The following is a 17,365-nucleotide window of genomic DNA, read 5'->3' as shown; positions in this document are numbered from 1 at the left end:
CCCCACCCCGGTTTTGTTGGGGGTTTTTTTTGGGCCTGTCGGGCCCCCCCCCCCGCCACCCCCCCCCCCCCCCCCCCCCCCGCCGCCCCCCGCCCCCCGGGGGGGGGGGGGGGGGGGGGGGGGGGGGCCCCCCGGCGATGGGCCGCAAGGCGGCCCCAATCAAGCTTTCAAGGAGAACAACATGCCCCGCCAAATGAACCTGGGTGCCTTCCTCATGGCCACCGGTCACCATGTGGCCGCCTGGCGCCACCCGGACGTACCCGCCGACCCGCTGGATTTCGCCACCTACAAGCGCACCGCGCAAATCGCCGAAGCCGCGTGCTTCGATGCCTTGTTCGTCGCCGACAGCGTCGCCGCGCCCAGCGACCCGCTGGCCAGCCACAGTGCCCGTTCGGTGTACTTCGAGCCACTGACCCTGTTGTCGGCGCTGAGCGCGGTCACCGAACGCATCGGCCTGATCGCCACCGCCACCACCAGCTACAACGAGCCGTACCATGTGGCGCGCAAGTTCGCCTCGCTGGATCACCTGTCCGCAGGCCGGGCCGGCTGGAACCTGGTCACCTCCGACGCTGCCGCCGAAGCCGGCAACTTCGGGCGCCAGGTGCACATTCCGCATGCCGAGCGGTATGCCCGCGCCCGTGAATTCCAGCAGGTAGTGCAGGGCCTGTGGGACAGCTGGGCCGATGACGCCTTCGTGCGTGACAAGGCCAGCGGCCTGTTCCACGACCCGCAAGCCGTGCGTGCCCTCGACCATGTCGGCGAGCACTTTCGTGTCAAAGGCCCGCTCAATGTTGCCCGCTCGCCACAGGGGCGACCGGTGCTGGTGCAGGCCGGCTCGTCCGAAACCGGCCGCGAGCTGGCCGCACAAAGCGCCGAAGTGGTGTTCACCGCCCAGCCGAGTCTGGCCCGCGCACAGGCGTTTTACGCCGACCTCAAGGGTCGCCTGTCCCGCCATGGGCGAGATGAGCATTCGCTGAAAATCATGCCTGGCGTATTCGTGGTAGTAGGGCAAAGCCAGGCACAGGCCGAGGACAAGTACGAACAGTTCCAGACGCTGGTCGACCCCCGTGTCGGGGTTGGCCTGCTCGGGCGCATGCTCGGCAACTTCGACCTTTCCGGCTACCCGCTGGACGGCCCGCTGCCCGAACTGCCGCCTACCGAAGACGGCCAGCGCAGTCGCCAGCAATTGCTGACCGAGCTGGCTGGCAACGAGCGACTGACCCTCGCCCAGCTGGGTCGGCGCATCGCCGGCGGGCGGGGGCACTACAGCCTGGTCGGCACCCCGGTGCAGATCGCCGATGAGCTGCAGGCCTGGTTCGAAGGCGGTGCTGCCGATGGCTTCAACGTACTGGTGCCGCACCTGCCGCAGGGCCTTGAAGACGTTGCCCTCCATGTGGTGCCCGAACTGCAGCGCCGTGGCCTGTTCCGTCGCCAGTATCAGGGCCGCACCCTGCGTGAACACCTGGGCCTGCAACGGCCAGCCAACCCTTACTTTGTCGAACGAGGCCAATCATGAGCTACTACGCCAACCCCGAGCGCTATGCGCGTATGCCCTATCGTCGCGTAGGCCGTAGCGGCCTGGTGCTGCCAGCCCTGTCCCTGGGCCTGTGGCACAACTTTGGCGATGCCACGCCCATCGCCACTCAACGCGCCTTGCTGCACTCGGCATTCGATGCCGGCATCAACCATTTCGACCTGGCCAATAATTATGGCCCGCCCTATGGCAGCGCCGAGACCAACTTCGGTCGGCTGCTGCGTGAAGACCTGCGCAGTTACCGTGACGAGCTGATCATATCCAGCAAGGCCGGCTGGGACATGTGGCCGGGGCCGTACGGGCAGGGCGGCAGCTCGCGCAAATACCTGGTCGCCAGCCTGGACCAGAGCCTGGCACGGTTGGGCCTGGACTACGTCGACATCTTTTATTCTCACCGTTTCGATGCCGACACGCCGCTGGAAGAAACCGCCATTGCGCTGGCCGACATCGTGCGCCAGGGCAAGGCGCTGTACATCGGTATTTCGTCCTATTCAGCCGGCAAAACCGCAGAGATTGCCGCATTGCTTGAAGCACTTAAGGTGCCGCTGCTGATCCACCAGCCGTCGTACAACCTGTTCAACCGCTGGATCGAGCGGGACCTGCTCGACACCACTGATGCCCTGGGTGCCGGGGTGATCGTATTCACTGCGCTGGCGCAGGGCCTGCTCAGCGACAAATACCTGAATGGCATCCCGGCCGACGCCCGGGTGAACCGCGCGGGTGGCGGCTCTTTGCTACCCCAGCATTTGTCGGACGCCAACATCGCCCGTGCACGCGCCCTGAACGACATCGCCCATCAGCGTGGCCAGAGCCTGGCCCAACTGGCCCTGGCGTGGACACTGCGTGACCCACGGGTGACGTCTGCCTTGATCGGTGCCAGCCGGCCCGAACAGATCATCGAGAACGTTGCGGCGCTCGACAACCTGACGTTCACCGCCGAAGAACTGACTGCCATCGACCAATACGCTGTGGAAGGTGGGATCAACCTGTGGGAAAAGCCCTCGACCGACTGGAAGGAGTGACCCATGCGCGTGCTACACCTTGCCTTGCTGGTGTTGCTGGCCCTGACCGGTACGGCCCAGGCCGCAGACCCGGCTACCTTGCGCATTGGCTACCAGAAGGGCTCGATCAGCCTGGTGCTCGCCAAGCAGCATCGGCTGCTGGAGCAACGCTTCGCCAACACCCGCGTGGAATGGATCGAGTTCCCCGCGGGCCCGCAGATGCTCGAAGCATTGAACATTGGCAGCCTCGATATTGGCTCGACCGGTGATATTCCGCCGATCTTCGCCCAGGCTGCTGGCGCCGACCTGCTGTACATCGGTGCCGAGCCGCCCAAGCCCCGGGCCGAGGTGATCCTGGTGCCGAAAGACAGCCCGATCAGCGCAGTGAGCGAGCTCAAGGGCAAGCGCATCGCCCTGCAGAAGGGGTCCAGCGCGCACAACTTGCTGTTGCGTGCCTTGGCCAAGGCCGGGCTGAGCATTCGCGATGTGCAGCCTGTGTACCTGGCACCTGCCGATGCCCGGGCGGCCTTCGAGCGGGGTAGCGTGGATGCCTGGGCAATCTGGGACCCGTTCTACTCGGCCATCGATCTGGAGGGCAAGGCACGGCTGCTGGCTGACGGTCAGGGGTTGGGCCTGATCGGGCCGTTCTTGCTGGGCTCGCGCAGCTATGTCGAAGACCATGGCGCCTTTGTCGGGCAACTGCTGGATGAAATCAGCCAGGCCGAGACGCTTACCCGCAGCGACGAGGCTGGGAGCATCCGCTTGCTGGCGCAGTTCATGGGCTTGCCAGAGGACGTGGTGCGGCGCAGCTTCAGCCACCGGCCGGCATCACCGGTGCTGCCGGTGAGTGATGAAATCGTGGCGGCGCAGCAGCGCACTGCAGCGTTGTTCTTTGACAACAAGATCCTGCCTAAACGGGTCGACATTGCCGGGGCGGTGTGGCGGCGGGAGTGAGGTACCTGCCAGGCACTGGGGCTGCAAAGCAGCCCCCGTCCGTTCACCCTTGGGCAAACGCTGCCAGTTTCTCGCCATCCAGCCGGTAGCGCACCCACTCATCCTGCGCCTCGGCGCCCAGCTTCTGATAGAAGCCGATCGCCGGCTCGTTCCAGTCCAGCACGCTCCATTCCAGGCGCCCACAGTTGTTTGCCACCGCTTCGCGGGCAATGTGCCGCAGCAGTTGCCGCCCGGCACCGTCGCCGCGCTGTTCGGGGGTAACGTACAGGTCTTCCAGGTAAATGCCGTTGCGCCCGAGCCAGGTCGAGTAGCTGTAGAAGTACACGGCAAAGCCGATTGGCCGGCCATCGCGCTCGCACATCAGGCTGTGCACCGTACTGCCTTCACCAAACAGGCTGTGCTCGATGTCGGCAAGGGTGGCGACCACCTCGTGGCGGGCGCGTTCGTATTCGGCCAGCTCGGTGATAAAGGCCAGGATCTGCTCGGCGTCGGAACGAACGGCAGGGCGAATGGTGAGGCTCATGGTGACGGCTTCCTTGATCCGGGTTAACGGTACAGTGATTTGTATGCACATAATTTAATGCAACTGTATCGGTCGCAACGGAGGGCGACTCCGTTAGTGTGACAGCACCTATAAAGAAAGTGGAATGCCCGCCATGCTTGCCTCTGCCGATCTGCTGACCGCCTTCGTGCTGTTTGCCTTCGTGTCTTCGATCACCCCTGGCCCCAACAACACCATGTTGCTGGCCTCGGGGGTGAATTTCGGTGTGCGCCGTTCAATCCCACACGCCTTGGGTATCAGCGTCGGGTTCATGGTGATGGTGCTGGCCGTCGGCCTGGGCCTGGGCGAGGTGTTCAAGGCCTGGCCGCCGCTGTACACGGTGCTGCGCTGCACCGGCGCCGCCTACCTGCTGTACCTGGCCTGGAAGATCGCCACTTCCGGGCCGGTCGGCACGTCCGCTTCCAGCACCCGGAAGCCGCTGGGTTTCTGGGGGGCGGCGGCGTTCCAGTGGGTCAATCCCAAGGCCTGGGTGATGGCGGTGGGGGCGATCACCACCTACACCCCCGCGCAAGGCTATGTGACGAACGTGATCGTCATCGCGGCCTTGTTCGCCTTGGTCAACCTGCCCAGCGTCGGCGTGTGGGTGATGTTTGGCAGCGCCTTGCGCAACCTGCTGCAGAACCCGCGCTGGCTGATGCTGTTCAATGTCCTGATGGCCTTGTTGCTGGTGATTTCACTGTACCCGCTGCTGTTTGTAGAATCAGCGTTTTCCTAGCCCCGCGAGTACAGCAAACCGATGCAGTTGATTCCCTGGTCTCACGAATGCGCCGAAGGTTTCACCCTGCGTGGCTGGCGAACCCCGGCCAGTGGCAAGCCGCTGCTGCATTTCTTGCACGGCAACGGTTTCTGCTGCCTGGCTTACCAGCCGTTGCTGATGCGCCTTGGCGAGCATTTTGACCTGTGGCTTTGCGACGTTCAGGGGCATGGTGACAGCGATCATGGCGGGGTGTTTCGGGGGTGGAACCGTACAGCCGAGCTGGCAGTGGAAGCTTTTCAGGCCGGGCGTAGCGAGTATGGCGATGTGGCGCGGTTTGCCGTGGGCCATAGTTTTGGTGGTGTGCTCACTGGGCTGATCCTGGCCTGCGAACCGCAACTGTTTGCACGTGCCGTGCTGCTAGACCCGGTACTGTTCAGCCGACGCATGATCGGTGTGATGGGGGCGGCAGCACTGGTCGGCCTGCACCAACGCCATGCCTTGGCGCGCAAGGCTGCCAGTCGCCGCAGCCACTGGCCCGATCGCGAGGCGGCGCTGGCTTCGCTGAAAGGGCGGGGCATTTTCAAGGGCTGGACCGATGCGGCGTTGCAGGCTTATGTCGAACATGCCATCGGCGATTGCGGTGATGCCGTGGTACTCAAGTGCCGGCCCAGCCGGGAAGTGGAAATTTTCAGTTCGTTCCCCAAGCGCATGTGGGCAAGCCTGGCCGCAATCAGCACACCGACGCGGGTGCTGTATGGCGAGCATACTTACCCCTTCGTGCCACACTCAGTGAGCCGCCTGGCGGTACTCAACCGCACCGTGACTGCACAGCAAGTTGCGGGTGGCCATTGTTTCATGCAGGAAGACCCGGCTGCGGCGGCCCAGCAGGTGCTCGCGTTCTTGCAGGGCTAACTGTTCCATCTGTGGAACGATGCATGCCATTTCAGTTGGCTACCGCCAGATTGTCATCATTGATAAGGTTAACTCAGCCAAGAGAGGAGCCTTCTCATGAAACAGATTCTGGGTATCCACCGCAGCCCGCACGCCCATTGGGTGGGTGATGGCTTCCCGGTGCGCAGCCTGTTCACCTATGACAACCTGGCCAGCCGAATCAGTCCGTTCCTGCTGCTGGACTACGCGGGACCTCATGACTTCACCCCGACCACTGCGCGGCGCGGCGTTGGCCAGCACCCGCACCGCGGCTTCGAGACGGTCACCATCGTCTATCAGGGTGAGCTGGAGCACCGTGACTCCACGGGCGCTGGCGGCCTGATCGGCCCTGGCGATGTGCAGTGGATGACTGCGGCCAACGGCATCATCCATGAAGAGTTTCATTCCCCGGGCTTTGCCCGCCGTGGCGGTACGCTGGAAATGGTGCAGCTGTGGGTCAATCTGCCGGCGCGAGACAAGCGTGCAGCGGCCGGTTACCAGACGTTGCTGGCGCAGGACATTCCCGTGATAGCGCTGGACGGCGAGGGCGGTAGCGTGCGGGTGATTGCAGGTAGCTACCGTGGGCATTCGGGGCCCGCACGGACCTTTACTGCCATGGATGTCTGGGACCTGCGCTTGAATGCCGGTGCGGCATTGCATCTGCCGGTGCCTGCCGGGCGCAACGCGGCGTTGGTGGTAATGCGCGGTTCGGTGCGGATCAACGGCGAGCGTGAAGCCGGCCCGTCCAGCCTGGTGCTGTTTGACCGGGGCGGTGAAGCGGTTGCCGTTGAAGCGCTGGAGGATGCCAGTGTACTGCTGCTCAGCGGCGAGCCTATCGATGAGCCGATCGTCGGTTATGGCCCGTTCGTGATGAACAGCCAGGCGGAAATTGCCGAGTCGTTCGACGATTTCCATGCCGGGCGGTTTGGGCAGATGCAGGATGAGCGTGGTGGTGCAGCGCACTGAGCGCTCACTCGCACTACTGAGCGTTGCCAAGACCACTCGTCGCTAAGTGTGCGATTGCGATCGAACAGGGGGCCCCTGCTGGCAATCTTCCACTAAGGTGCTAAGGGATTCCCCGCATCATCATTGCCCCGGCGCATGGACGCCTGCCCGGGCATGCGCAATATCAATTGGCGCCCCGCCTCAGAAAGGCGTACTCCCACACAACAGGCCATCCCACAGAGAGGGTCGTACCATGTCGTTGATTGGAGTTTCGATGCTAGAAATGCGGCAGTTGATCGAGCAGGCCTGCTTGCCTGATCGCTGTGAAGTCAGCTGCCTGGATGGCACCAACCTGACCATCCGCCTGGGTCAGGGTCAGCGTCTTGACGAGGGCGTGACCCTGAGTGGGGTCCCGCTGCAAAGCCTCAACAGCTGCCGTGACCTGGTCCACCTGGTGGGGCAGCTGCACGCGCTGCGTGACAGCCACCCAGTGCCACTCAAGGCCATTGCCTGAGTGTGCCGACTATACCCGGCCGGCTTGAGCTGGCCGGGTGTACCCGCTTCATCCCGCTTACCGGCCTACTGCAGCTCCAGCAACAGGTTCAAACCACCATCCCCGCACCTGCCTTGGTCACGTACTACGCCGTGGTAACTGCGCCCGTCCCAAACGAATGCCACGCTGTGGGCCCGGTCGACTTTGTCCGGCAGCGGCGGGCAAATGTGCAAGCGCAAAGCGGGTCGGCCCTGCAGGTTGAGGGCGGCGAGTTGGCACTGGCATTCCACGCTTTGCGCCACAGGGCCAAACAGGGTGTCGCGCACATAATCGAGTTGCAGCGAGGCGTTGGGTGCACGACCGGGCATTTTCATGAGCGTACGGCTGTGTTGTGCGGGGGCGTAGGGCAAGCTGGGTACGGCATGGCAGGCTCCGGGGTGTGAGAAGGCGGCTTATCGTTTGAAGCTTGCCAGACCAAGATGTTCAACGTGTTTCATGCACGTTCATCGTGTTTGCGTCAGCCTCCGGCCTTGCGCAAGGTGAGGTTGATCCGCCGCTCGCCCATGCGCGGATGCACGCCGGGCTTGATGGGCTGCACGCCGTGAAAGCGCAAGCGGTCTTCGCCGCCCCAGATCAACACATCGCCATGGCTCAGTGGTATGCGCTGGGTCTTGTCGGCGCGCTGCAGGCCCCCAAGCAGGAACACGGCCGGTAACCCCAGCGACACCGACACGATCGGCTGGTCGAAGTCCTGCTCGTTACGGTCCTGGTGCAGGCTCAGGCGGGTGCCGGGCAGATAATGGTTGACCAAGCAGGCGTCGGGGACAAAACCGTCGAAACCGGCCATGGCGGCAGCGCGGGCGGCCAGGCTCAGCATCACCGGGGGCAAGGCGGGCCAAGGCTTGCCGCTGAGCGGGTCGGTGACGCTGTAGCGATAGCCGTGTTCATCACTCACCCAACCGAGCGTGCCGCAGTTGGTCAAGGCGACGGCCATGTGCAGGCCTCCGGGTGTGCGCATGTGCCGGAACGGCGCGGCGCGCAGTACCGGGCGCAAGGCGTCTAGCAGGGGTTCGATTTCGCTCAGCACGAAGCCGGGCAGCAGCACGGTATGACTGGCCAGGCGTTGTGGCTGGGGGCCGAACAGGTCGAGGTCGGACTGGATCATGGCGCTGCACATGTTCGAGGGTTACGGCATTGTATCCCGGCATATGCAATCGAGAAAAAGGAACCGCGGCACCAGGGAGAGGAGCACCGCGGTTCAAGGGGGAAAGGTTTACTTCTGGGTCACGGTGGCCAGGTTCGCACTGCCCAGCTGGGTGATGGTGGCGGTTTGGGCGATACCGCTCTGGTCGACGTACGCCTTGTTGCCCTGGCCTCCCTGGATCACATAGGCGACGTTGATGCTGTCAGTCTGCTTGATGGTGGCTTCGTTGCCGCTACCGTACAGCTGGTTGGTGTAGCTCTGGTTGTTGTAACCGGACTGGTCCAGGGTGATGGCGTTGCCAGTACCCTGGCTGTTGCCGTAGGCGTAGTTGTCTGTACCGCGCTGATCGGCGATCAGGATGTTGTCCGTACCGTTCTGTTCGAAATACAGCTCGTTGTTGCTGTCGGCCTGCTTGGTCTGCATCTGGTTGCCTTTACCCGTCTGGGTCAGCGTGGCCAGCTGGTCTGATCCGTTCTGGGTCAGGTTGACGCCGTTGCCGTTACCGTTCTGGTTGATCGTGGCGTTCTGATTGGTGCCGAACTGGCCGCCCATTTTGGCGCCTTTCCAGTTGCTGGCGGTGATGCTGTTGCCATTGCCTTTGGTATTGATGGTCAGGTTGAGGTTTTCACCGTTCTGGTAGGTGAAATGCAGGTTGTTGTTGCCGGTCTGGGTGATGGTGGTGGTGGCGTTGTTGGTCTCGAACTGGTCCGACCAGCTGGCGTTGGCGTTGCCTTGCTGCGACAGGCTGACCTTGTTGTTCATGCCAAAGCTCTGGTCGATGTAGCCTTCGTTCGACTGGCCGGTCTGGACCACGGAGGCCTGGCTGCCGATCTGGGTGTCCTGCCACACTTCCACCGAGTTGCCGCCACCGTACTGGCCAATGCCAATGGTGCCACCGGTGCCTTCGCGCTGGTCGCCGTAAGCCCAGTTGTCGTGGCCATCCTGGTAGACCTGGATGTCGCCATCGACATGGTTCAGGTGCTCGGCGGCGGCATAGTTGTCCTGGCCGGTCTGGTTGACGGTACTGCGGTTGTTGCTGCCACCAAACGTCTGCTCGATGAAAGCCTCGTTGCGCTGGCCGGATTGCCAGGTGGTGGCTTTGCTGCCTTCCTGGCTGTCCTGCCACACGGTGGATTTGTTGCCAACGCCTTGCTGGGTTTGCAGCGATTCGTTGTTCAGCCCTATCGACTGGCTGGCGAAGGCATCGTTGTAGCTGCCCCCGGCACGCTGGATGATCTGGCTGCCGTTCTCGAACAGTTGCTCGGCATAGCCGGCGTTGTACTGGCCGGTGGCGCTCTGCTGGATATCGCTGGTGCTTTCGGTCTGCACGGCCAGGTGGTTGTGGCCCTTGCCGGTCTGGTTCTGGGTGGCCGAAGCGAAGGATGCCTGGGTCTGGGTGACTTCGGCGATGTTTTCCTTGCCGTCCTGGGTCTGGGACGAGGTGCTGTCAGCAGCCATGGCCTGACCTGCGAGGGCCAGGACGATAGCGGCACTTAAGGGAGCGAGCTTGTACATGGTGGTGCCTCCAGGTCTATCGGTATTGGGTGATCTGAACATGCTGGCCATTGCCGGTCTGGGTCACGGAGCTGTTGAGGCCCGAGCCGGACTGCACGATGCTGGCGCTGTTGTCGTTGCCGATCTGCTCGATGGCTGCGCTGTTGCTGCTGCCGCTCTGGCGAATCGACGCGCTGTTGCCATTTCCCTGTTGGCTGATGCTGGCCATCAGGTCACTGCCTTCCTGCAAGATGTAAGCTTCTTGTGCACCCCCGGCCTGGACGATGCGGCCCAGCAGGGCCTGGCCGTTCTGGTCGAGGGCGGCGCGGTTGCCCGACCCTTGCTGCTCGATCACCGCAGCCTGACCGGCGCCGACCGGTAGCAGGCGGATGATCACCGGGTCACCGAGGTCGTTGCCGGGCGCAAGGTCGGCATTGTCCATCAGGTCGTCGGCCCAGCTGGCCTGGCCCACGAGGGCCAGGCTGAGCAGCAGTGGATACAGGCGTTTCATGGCGTTTCCCTGCCTTTACTGCACAACCACGTTGACGGTGCGGGTAGTACCCGGGCTGGTGGTGATGGTTGCCGTCGGCGCGGCGGTCGGGATTATCGTGGTGCTGTTGCTCACTGCCAGGCGCCAGCGGCCGTTAACCGGCACTGTGGCGGTACCCAGTGTCTGCACCCCGGTGGTGGTGGTGACCCGGACGGTGACAACGTTGCCCGTGGTGACCGACGAAGTACCGCTGATATCCCAGTTGTAACGGTTGTTGGAGCGTGCCGTGACGGTGGCTGCCGTGACCGCGAAGGTTTCGGCGGCTGGCCGTGGTGACACGTTGACGGTGACCGTACCCGGGTTGGACAGCGCCCCCAGCGAGTCACGTGCCTGGTAGGTGAAGGTGGTGGTGAAGGCCGCAGTCACCGTAGCCGGTGGGGTATAGGTCACCGTGGCACCATCGGTGCTGACGGTGCCTCGGCCCGCAGCCGGTTGGGTGACGGCAGCAACGGCCAACGGCACGTTGCCTTCTGGATCGGTGTCGTTGGCCAGCACGTTGATGGTCAACGGCACGCCCAGGGTGGCGACGGTTTCCGGGTTGGCGATTGGTGCCCGGTTCGGTGCAACGTTGATGGTGACCGTGGCCGGTTCCGACTTCAGGCCCTTGGCGTCCACCGCCTTGTAGCTGAAGGTGGCCACCAGTGGTTGCGTAGCCCCGGCTGGTGGGGTGTAGGTGACCGAGGTGGTACCGTTGAGCACCACGCCGCCAAGGCCGGTGCCTGGTTGGGTGAGGTCGCTGATGGTCAGCGGCACGTTGCCGTCCGGGTCGCTGTCGTTTTGCAACAGATTGAGCGTGATTGGTACACCGACACTGGTGCTGCCGACATCGGCCTGGGCCAGCGGTGGCTGGTTGGCCGCCTCGACGGGGGCGTTGCCGACCACGATCACCGGTTCTACATCACTGCCCCCATGGGCAGACTTGACCGTAACGGTGGCCGGCGGTTGCGCCACGTCGTTGACCGTGATGCTTTGCAGCGTGCCCGCTTTCGACATGCGGCCGTAGCCTTGGGCGAGCATGTCGGGGATGACGACCTCATCACTGGACCTGGCCTCGATCAGCAGGCGTTTGTTGGCCCAGTCATAGCGTGCAGTGCTGATCTTGACCACATCGGTCAGCTTGCTCGACAGCGCGGTCGGCTGGGTGCCGCCAGTACTGTTGCTGGCGGTGACCACCACCACCGCAGGCGGTACGGCCTGGCTAAGCTGCTGGCTGAAGAACAGGCCGTTGTTGTCCGCCGTCAGGTTGAACTGGCAAGGCGAAGGGGGCGTGCCGATCAAGGCCAGGCCATTGCGCATGCACAAGCTGGCCTCTCTCGGGGCCTTGGCGAACACTTCTACACGGGTGCCGCCGCCATTGCGCGAATAGGTGGCACGCTCCAGGGTGACCGGGGTTTGCGCGCGTTGGTCCAGTACCTTGCCCGAGACGGTGAACAGTGCGGTCTCGATGCGACCGGGTGGGCCGTCGATGCGGATGAAGTTGGTATTGAAGGGGCTGCCGACCACGGCTTCCGTGCGGTTTGGGTCACCGATAAAGGTTTCGGTGGCGCCGGTGTCCGGGTTGACCTCGGTGTAGGGCCCGCCAACCCCGCGCAGCCATGGCCCCAGTGCGCCGTTGAGCGCCCCGGTGAAGTTGCCCGGTGCGCCGATGCCGATGTCGCGGGTGATGTTGATCGCCCGCCGGCCTGGCGTGGTGACGTTGACCGTTTCCACACCATAGGGGTGGGTGATGGTGTAGGTACCGGCGCGCGGCACCGAGACGCGGATACGAATGCGGGCGAAGCTCTGCTGGTCGCCGTCGACCGGGTTTTCGGCGGCAAAGGCCGCTTCCAGGCCGGCAACGTAGGCATCCAGTTCATAGCCGCTGTTGCCGACTGCCGGGATGGTGGCCTCGGCCAGGAACCAGAACATCTCTGGCGGCCAGTTGTCGGGGAACACCAACGGCAATGCATCGTCGTAGATGCCGGGCTCGGGCAGCAGGGTGCACATGTAGGACGGCGCGGCGGGGGTGCCGGGTACCCGGGTGCTGGTGGCGCGTGACTGGCACAGCTCCAGGGACTGGTTGAGGCTGTCCTTGTACCACATGGGGTAGCCACCCGTGGCGAAGGTGTAAGGCCCTGGGTCGACTTCAGACAGCGCAGCAAAGGCGGCGCTGGTAACGGTAAGGGAAAAACCGGCGGCGAACAGCGCACGGCGCGACCAAGTGTTCATGCGGCCTCCTTGAAGGTTGAGCCTTTGTCTGTTCATGGCACCAGCACCACGTCTTCGGTGTCGCTACCGCCATTGGCACTGGTGACTTGCACCTTGGCTGGCGGGATGGGCGAGAGGGTCATGCTCAACGTCTTCACGGCACCGGTGCCGCCAAGGTTGCCGATCAACGTACCGTTGCCGGTGTGTGCGGTGAGCACTGGCGGGGTGGTTTCGTCGCTGGTGCTGGCCACCAGGGTCAGCTCGCCGGTGGACAGGCGATACTGGGCCTGGGTGATGGTGACCAGGTCGGTCAGCGGCACATTACGCGTGGTCAGGCTGCTGGTCGGGATCGCCACGCTGTTGTCGGCAGTCAGCGTCACGATAGTGCCGGCCGCGGGGTTCAGGGCGGATTGGGCGTACCAGGCGCCAGTGCCGTTGGCCTCGGTGAGGTTCAGGCTGGGTGTCTGGCTGGTCAGGGTGACGTGGGCCGGTGGGGGTGGCGCCATTACGAAGATGTCCTGCTGGGCGCGCAGGTTGCCGTTATCGGTATGCCGCGAATAGGTGCTGCGTTGCGGCATCAGCGGGGTTGGCAGGGCGACTGTCGAGAGTTTGCCGGAGATGGCGAACAGCTCGGTACGCAGGTCGATGCCACCAGGGCCTTCGATGCGCACGAAGTTGGTGTTGAACGGGCTGCCGGTCACCCGTTCTTCCAGGTTCGGGTCACCGATGAAGCGTTCGCTGCCTTCGGTGTAGGGGCCGTTGACACTGCGCAGGAACGGCCCGACATCGCCCTTGAGCGCGCCGGTGAAGTCGCCTGCGCCGGCAATGCCGATGTCGCGGGTCATGTTGATCGCCCTGCGCCCTGCAGCAGGTACGTCGAACACTTCGACGCCGTAGGGGTGGGTAACCACATAGGTGCCGGCGGTAGGTACATCGACCCGGATACGCACCCGGGCGAAGCTGACCTGATCGCCCTCGACCGGCTCTTCGGCGGCGAATGCCGCTTCGATCGCGGTGCCGTAGCTGAGGTCGATGCCACGGGCGGCGTCGACGATAGCGGCGTCGGCGGTGAACCAGAAGGCTTCGTCAGGGAAGTTGGTGGGGAAGACGATGGGTTGCGTATCGTCGAACACGCCGGGGGTGGGCAGCAGCGTACACATGTACGACGGTGCGCCGGGCGCGCCGGCGACCCGTGAGCTGACAGCTTTGGTCAGGCACAGGTCGAGGGTTCGACCGTGACTGTCCTGGTACCAGGCGGGGAAGCCGCCGTTGGCGGGGACGTAGGCGCCTGGATCGACAGCGTTCAGAGCAGCCTGCGCCGGGAGCTGGAGCATGCCGGCGAAAATCGCCACTGCCAGCGGGTGGGGTATCGGTCGGTGCATGAGTCTATTCCTCCTGCAAACGGGCCCATGGACTTGGGGCGTCTGGGAGGAGATCGGCAAGAGCTGTGCCAAAACATGAAAAATGCGTTGCAGGCCTTGCGTCACAAGGGGTCCAGTTTTAAACCAGGGCCTTTCACACGTTGTTGATGGTGGGCACCGTTCCCCCAGAGTTGGGGATTGGGGCAGGCCCTCGCGACCCAGCAGGCGGGTGCAGTCCCAACTTTGCTAAAGTGCACCGGCCTTCCATCTCAACACGCCGAGCCAAGCAATGCAGCCCCTCGATCACCTCTCGCTGAACCTGTTCATCGTCGTTTGCGAAGAAGGCACCATCGCCCGTGCCGGCGAGCGTGCGTTCATGGCGCCGTCCGCCGTCAGCAAACGCATTTCGGACATCGAAGCGCGCTTTGGCACCGCCTTGCTCAAACGCAGCAAGCGCGGCGTAGAGCCCACTCCAGCGGGGTTGGCCCTGTTGCGCCATGCCCGGGAAATGACCCGCGCCATGGAGCGCCTGGACAGCGAGCTGAGCGAATACGCCGAAGGTGCACGAGGCCATGTGCGGGTACTGGCAAACGTGTCCTCGATCATGGAGTTCCTGCCCGAAGAACTCTCGGCGTTCATGCTGGAAAACCCGCTGATCCAGGCTGACATCGAAGAGCGCTTCAGCCCCGACGTGGTGCGCGGTGTGGCGGAGGGCAATGCGGACTTGGGGATTTGCAGAAAGTCCATGGCGGTGGGCGACCTGGAGTTCGTGCCTTACCGACAGGATCACCTGGCGGTGGTGGTGAGCGCCGAACACCCCTTGGCCGGTCGCAGCCAGGTTGCCTTCGAAGAGACACTGGCCTACGAACACCTGGGCCTGTCGGCGTTCGCCACCTTGAACAGCTTCATGCGCAACAGTGCAGAGCAGGCCGGCCGGGAGCTGCGCTTTCGTTCGTATGTGTCGTCGTTCGACGCTGCGTATCGCCTGGTGCAATTCGGCCTGGGCCTGGCGGTGTTCCCGCAGGAGGCTGTGGCCCGCTATGCAGCGCTGTTCGACCTGCGGGTGATTCCGCTGACCGATGATTGGGCGTTGGGCGAATTCGTCATCTGCATGCGCGACAGGCACACGCTATCGCTGTCTGCGCGGCGCCTGCTCGACCATCTGTTGCTGCGCGCACCGGCTTGGCAAGTGGCGGGCTGATCCATCGTGGCTGACGATGGGTCAGCGCGTGAAACACGTCTTTTCTGCTTGCCATCCAGCTCTTAGTCTGGCGCAACGCTTCAGACAGAGAGACCGTGATGACAACAATAACAATCAACGAAGTCGGCATGCGCGATGGCTTGCAGAGCCTGCAGACAATCATGCCGACAGCTGCCAAGCGCCGCTGGATCGACGCCGCCTACGCCGCTGGCGTGCGCCACATGGAAGTCGCCTCGTTTGTGCCGGCGCGCTTGCTGCCACAAATGGCCGATGCCCGCGAAGTGGTGGCCCATGCCCTCACATACCCGGGCTTGCACGTCACCGTGCTGGCCCCGAACCTGCGTGGTGCGCGGGACGCGCTTGAGTCTGGCGCCCACCGCATCGTCGCCCCGGTATCGGTCAGCATGGCGCACAGCCTGGCCAACGTGCGGCGCACGCCGATGGAAATGGTCGAGGAACTGGGGCGCATGTGCCAGCTGCGTACCGAAATGGGCCTGCATGAGGTCCAGGTCATGGCCGGCATGTCGGTGGCCTTTGGCTGCACCCGTCAGGGCGAAGTGCCGCTGGCGGACCTCTGCGCACTGACCCGCCAAGTGATCGAAGCCGGGTGTGACCTGGTCTCGTTAGGCGACACCACGGGTTACGCCAACCCGGGTCAGGTGGCAACGGTGCTGCAGGCTGTGCGTGCGATTGCCGGTGACCGCCTCAAGGCCGCGCATTTCCATGACACGCGTGGCCTGGCCCTGGCCAACAGCCTGGTTGCAGTGCAACACGGCATCCGCGAGCTGGACGCCTCGCTGGCTGGCTTGGGGGGGTGCCCGTTTGCCCCTGGCGCGTCTGGTAATACCGTCACCGAAGACCTGGTGTTCATGCTGCAGGGCATGGGCTACGACACGGGGATCGACCTGCCTGCACTGATCGAATCGCGCCGGGTACTGAGCGAAGCGCTGCCGGGCGAGCCACTTTACGGCTGCATTGCCCGCGCCGGATTGCCGCTCAATTTCATCAACGCCGGCCACCACGCCTGACCCGTCCGAACGAGGAACACCACGATGTCCAGACTTCCCTTGGACGGCATTCGTGTCGTCGAGATTTCGCACATGGTCATGGGCCCGACCTGCGGCATGATCCTCGGTGACCTCGGCGCCGAAGTGATCAAGATCGAACCCGTGCGTGGCGACGGCACGCGTCGGCTGCTGGGCGCAGGGGCGGGCTTTTTCCGCACGTTCAACCGCAACAAGCAATGCATCGCTGTCGACGTTGAAACGCCTGAGGGCCGTGAGGCCGTGCTGCAACTGATCGACACCGCCGACGTGTTCATCGAGAACTTCAAGCCGGGGCGCATGCGCACGCTGGGCCTGGACTACGCCGCGCTTCGCCAGCGTAACCCTCGGTTGATCTACGCCTCGCACAAGGGTTTCCTCAGCGGGCCCTATGACAACCGCCTGGCGCTGGACGAGGTGGTGCAGATGATGGCCGGCCTGGCCTACATGACCGGGCCGGTAGGCCGTCCGCTGCGCGCGGGCAGCTCGGTGAACGACATCATGGGCGGCATGTTCGGCGCCATTGGTGTGCTGGCCGCGCTCAACGAGCGCCACACCAGCGGCAGTGGTCGCGAGGTGCAAAGCGCCCTTTACGAGAACTGCGTGCTGCTGGCCGCCCAGCACATGCAGCAGTATGTGGTCACTGGCGAGGCTGCAGCGCCGATGCCCAACCGTATCAGTGCCTGGGCTATCTACGACGTGTTCACCTTCGCCCGTGGCGAGCAGATGTTTGTCGCCGCCACCGGTGAAGGGCAGTGGCATGCGCTGTGCCAGGTACTGGGGCAGACCGCCTTGCTCGATGACCCGGCGCTGGCCAGCAACAACGACCGCGTGTTGCAACGGCCACGGTTGCTGGCGCATCTGGCCGAAGTGTTTGCGCGACTGGACGCCGGGCAACTGGCGCTTCAACTGGAAGCCAACGGCATTCCCTTCGCGCCGATTCGCCGCCCGGAAGAATTGTTCGACGACCCGCACCTGCAGCAGAGCGGCGGCATGGCTGAGTTGCAACTGGAAGACGGCAGCCACACACCGATGCCGTTGCTGCCGTTGTCGCTGGACGGCCAACGCCTGCAGCCTCGCCGGGCGATAGCGCGGATTGGCGAGCATACCCGCCAGGTGATGCGCGACCTGGGTTACAGCGATGCACACATTGCCGAGCTGTGCGCGGCGGGTGTGCTGAAAACCGACGACGCGGCTTGAGGAGGGCTT

At 64.0% G+C, this 17,365-nt stretch carries 17 protein-coding genes; 10 read left to right on the top strand and 7 right to left on the bottom strand.

Features of this window, described 5'->3' with window-relative positions; all coding sequences use genetic code 11:
• Positions 1–181 precede the first annotated feature (181 nt).
• The 3 genes from QQL85_RS26030 to QQL85_RS26020 are packed head-to-tail and all read left to right on the top strand — an operon-like array spanning position 182 to position 3,489.
• On the top strand, positions 182–1,516 hold the full coding sequence (locus tag QQL85_RS26030) for an LLM class flavin-dependent oxidoreductase (protein WP_284356047.1): 1,335 nt from the start codon (positions 182–184) through the stop codon (positions 1,514–1,516).
• Positions 1,513–2,556: an L-glyceraldehyde 3-phosphate reductase gene (gene mgrA, locus QQL85_RS26025; RefSeq protein WP_284356046.1), complete on the top strand. Its 1,044-nt coding sequence runs from the start codon at positions 1,513–1,515 to the stop codon at positions 2,554–2,556. The genes QQL85_RS26030 and mgrA overlap by 4 nt, the downstream gene beginning before the upstream one ends.
• Before the next feature lie 3 nt (positions 2,557–2,559).
• Positions 2,560–3,489 carry an aliphatic sulfonate ABC transporter substrate-binding protein gene (locus tag QQL85_RS26020; protein WP_284356045.1) on the top strand — a complete coding sequence of 310 codons (930 nt, stop codon included), beginning with the start codon at positions 2,560–2,562 and terminating at the stop codon, positions 3,487–3,489.
• A gap of 43 nt (positions 3,490–3,532) precedes the next feature.
• Here QQL85_RS26020 and QQL85_RS26015 read toward each other — a convergent pair whose 3' ends face one another.
• Positions 3,533–4,012, bottom strand: a complete 480-nt coding sequence (locus QQL85_RS26015; protein ID WP_284356044.1) for a GNAT family N-acetyltransferase — start codon at positions 4,010–4,012, stop codon at positions 3,533–3,535.
• A gap of 124 nt (positions 4,013–4,136) precedes the next feature.
• On the opposite strand from QQL85_RS26015, the gene QQL85_RS26010 reads away from it, so the two are divergent.
• The 4 genes from QQL85_RS26010 (at position 4,137) to QQL85_RS25995 (ending at position 7,137) form a co-directional block, all read left to right on the top strand.
• The gene (locus QQL85_RS26010) at positions 4,137–4,766 is read left to right on the top strand and encodes a LysE family translocator (protein WP_284356043.1); all 630 of its coding nucleotides are present in this window, start codon (positions 4,137–4,139) and stop codon (positions 4,764–4,766) included.
• Positions 4,767–4,787: 21 nt separating this feature from the next.
• A complete protein-coding gene (locus tag QQL85_RS26005) occupies positions 4,788–5,660 on the top strand; it encodes an alpha/beta fold hydrolase (protein ID WP_284356042.1) in 873 nt (290 codons plus the stop codon).
• A 96-nt stretch (positions 5,661–5,756) separates the two neighbouring features.
• Positions 5,757–6,644, top strand: a complete 888-nt coding sequence (locus QQL85_RS26000; protein WP_284356041.1) for a pirin family protein — start codon at positions 5,757–5,759, stop codon at positions 6,642–6,644.
• Between the two features lie 232 nt (positions 6,645–6,876).
• On the top strand, positions 6,877–7,137 hold the full coding sequence (locus tag QQL85_RS25995) for a DUF1652 domain-containing protein (protein WP_284356040.1): 261 nt from the start codon (positions 6,877–6,879) through the stop codon (positions 7,135–7,137).
• A 65-nt stretch (positions 7,138–7,202) separates the two neighbouring features.
• On the opposite strand, the gene QQL85_RS25990 is transcribed toward QQL85_RS25995, so the two are convergent.
• The 6 genes from QQL85_RS25990 to QQL85_RS25965 all read right to left on the bottom strand — a co-directional run bounded on the left by QQL85_RS25990 (position 7,203) and on the right by QQL85_RS25965 (position 13,933).
• Positions 7,203–7,490 carry a hypothetical protein gene (locus QQL85_RS25990; RefSeq protein ID WP_284356039.1) on the bottom strand — a complete coding sequence of 96 codons (288 nt, stop codon included), beginning with the start codon at positions 7,488–7,490 and terminating at the stop codon, positions 7,203–7,205.
• Between the two features lie 143 nt (positions 7,491–7,633).
• Entirely contained in the window at positions 7,634–8,281 is a 648-nt protein-coding gene (gene alkB / locus QQL85_RS25985; protein ID WP_284356038.1) for a DNA oxidative demethylase AlkB, read from the bottom strand.
• 108 nt (positions 8,282–8,389) lie between these two features.
• Entirely contained in the window at positions 8,390–9,835 is a 1,446-nt protein-coding gene (locus tag QQL85_RS25980) for a curlin (RefSeq protein ID WP_284356037.1), read from the bottom strand.
• Between the two features lie 16 nt (positions 9,836–9,851).
• Entirely contained in the window at positions 9,852–10,325 is a 474-nt protein-coding gene (locus QQL85_RS25975) for a curlin (protein ID WP_105947645.1), read from the bottom strand.
• Between the two features lie 15 nt (positions 10,326–10,340).
• Positions 10,341–12,572 (bottom strand): Ig-like domain-containing protein, encoded by a 2,232-nt coding sequence (locus tag QQL85_RS25970; RefSeq protein ID WP_284356036.1) that lies wholly within the window; start codon positions 12,570–12,572, stop codon positions 10,341–10,343.
• Between the two features lie 32 nt (positions 12,573–12,604).
• Positions 12,605–13,933 carry a hypothetical protein gene (locus tag QQL85_RS25965; protein ID WP_284356035.1) on the bottom strand — a complete coding sequence of 443 codons (1,329 nt, stop codon included), beginning with the start codon at positions 13,931–13,933 and terminating at the stop codon, positions 12,605–12,607.
• Positions 13,934–14,201: 268 nt separating this feature from the next.
• Here QQL85_RS25965 and QQL85_RS25960 point away from each other — a divergent pair, with 268 nt between their 5' ends.
• The 3 genes from QQL85_RS25960 to QQL85_RS25950 all read left to right on the top strand — a co-directional run bounded on the left by QQL85_RS25960 (position 14,202) and on the right by QQL85_RS25950 (position 17,356).
• Positions 14,202–15,113: a LysR family transcriptional regulator gene (locus tag QQL85_RS25960; RefSeq protein ID WP_284356034.1), complete on the top strand. Its 912-nt coding sequence runs from the start codon at positions 14,202–14,204 to the stop codon at positions 15,111–15,113.
• Between the two features lie 98 nt (positions 15,114–15,211).
• Positions 15,212–16,141, top strand: coding sequence for a hydroxymethylglutaryl-CoA lyase (locus QQL85_RS25955; RefSeq protein WP_284356033.1), 930 nt, complete (start codon positions 15,212–15,214; stop codon positions 16,139–16,141).
• Positions 16,142–16,165: 24 nt separating this feature from the next.
• Positions 16,166–17,356 (top strand): CaiB/BaiF CoA transferase family protein, encoded by a 1,191-nt coding sequence (locus tag QQL85_RS25950; RefSeq protein ID WP_284356032.1) that lies wholly within the window; start codon positions 16,166–16,168, stop codon positions 17,354–17,356.
• Positions 17,357–17,365: the final 9 nt, after the last annotated feature.

This window comes from Pseudomonas putida, from assembly GCF_030159595.1.
GTDB classification, from domain to species: Bacteria; Pseudomonadota; Gammaproteobacteria; order Pseudomonadales; family Pseudomonadaceae; genus Aquipseudomonas; species Aquipseudomonas putida_AC.
This window is presented reverse-complemented; position numbering and strand designations above follow the sequence as displayed.

What these genes read in the sequence shown, in the direction of transcription:
- QQL85_RS26030 (WP_284356047.1), top strand. Translation starts at nt 182, where the DNA reads ATGCCCCGCCAAATGAACCTGGGTGCCTTCCTCATGGCCACCGGTCAC.
- mgrA (WP_284356046.1), top strand. Translation starts at nt 1,513, where the DNA reads ATGAGCTACTACGCCAACCCCGAGCGCTATGCGCGTATGCCCTATCGT.
- QQL85_RS26020 (WP_284356045.1), top strand. Translation starts at nt 2,560, where the DNA reads ATGCGCGTGCTACACCTTGCCTTGCTGGTGTTGCTGGCCCTGACCGGT.
- QQL85_RS26015 (WP_284356044.1), bottom strand. Translation starts at nt 4,012, where the DNA reads ATGAGCCTCACCATTCGCCCTGCCGTTCGTTCCGACGCCGAGCAGATC.
- QQL85_RS26010 (WP_284356043.1), top strand. Translation starts at nt 4,137, where the DNA reads ATGCCCGCCATGCTTGCCTCTGCCGATCTGCTGACCGCCTTCGTGCTG.
- QQL85_RS26005 (WP_284356042.1), top strand. Translation starts at nt 4,788, where the DNA reads ATGCAGTTGATTCCCTGGTCTCACGAATGCGCCGAAGGTTTCACCCTG.
- QQL85_RS26000 (WP_284356041.1), top strand. Translation starts at nt 5,757, where the DNA reads ATGAAACAGATTCTGGGTATCCACCGCAGCCCGCACGCCCATTGGGTG.
- QQL85_RS25995 (WP_284356040.1), top strand. Translation starts at nt 6,877, where the DNA reads ATGTCGTTGATTGGAGTTTCGATGCTAGAAATGCGGCAGTTGATCGAG.
- QQL85_RS25990 (WP_284356039.1), bottom strand. Translation starts at nt 7,490, where the DNA reads ATGAAAATGCCCGGTCGTGCACCCAACGCCTCGCTGCAACTCGATTAT.
- alkB (WP_284356038.1), bottom strand. Translation starts at nt 8,281, where the DNA reads ATGATCCAGTCCGACCTCGACCTGTTCGGCCCCCAGCCACAACGCCTG.
- QQL85_RS25980 (WP_284356037.1), bottom strand. Translation starts at nt 9,835, where the DNA reads ATGTACAAGCTCGCTCCCTTAAGTGCCGCTATCGTCCTGGCCCTCGCA.
- QQL85_RS25975 (WP_105947645.1), bottom strand. Translation starts at nt 10,325, where the DNA reads ATGAAACGCCTGTATCCACTGCTGCTCAGCCTGGCCCTCGTGGGCCAG.
- QQL85_RS25970 (WP_284356036.1), bottom strand. Translation starts at nt 12,572, where the DNA reads ATGAACACTTGGTCGCGCCGTGCGCTGTTCGCCGCCGGTTTTTCCCTT.
- QQL85_RS25965 (WP_284356035.1), bottom strand. Translation starts at nt 13,933, where the DNA reads ATGCACCGACCGATACCCCACCCGCTGGCAGTGGCGATTTTCGCCGGC.
- QQL85_RS25960 (WP_284356034.1), top strand. Translation starts at nt 14,202, where the DNA reads ATGCAGCCCCTCGATCACCTCTCGCTGAACCTGTTCATCGTCGTTTGC.
- QQL85_RS25955 (WP_284356033.1), top strand. Translation starts at nt 15,212, where the DNA reads ATGACAACAATAACAATCAACGAAGTCGGCATGCGCGATGGCTTGCAG.
- QQL85_RS25950 (WP_284356032.1), top strand. Translation starts at nt 16,166, where the DNA reads ATGTCCAGACTTCCCTTGGACGGCATTCGTGTCGTCGAGATTTCGCAC.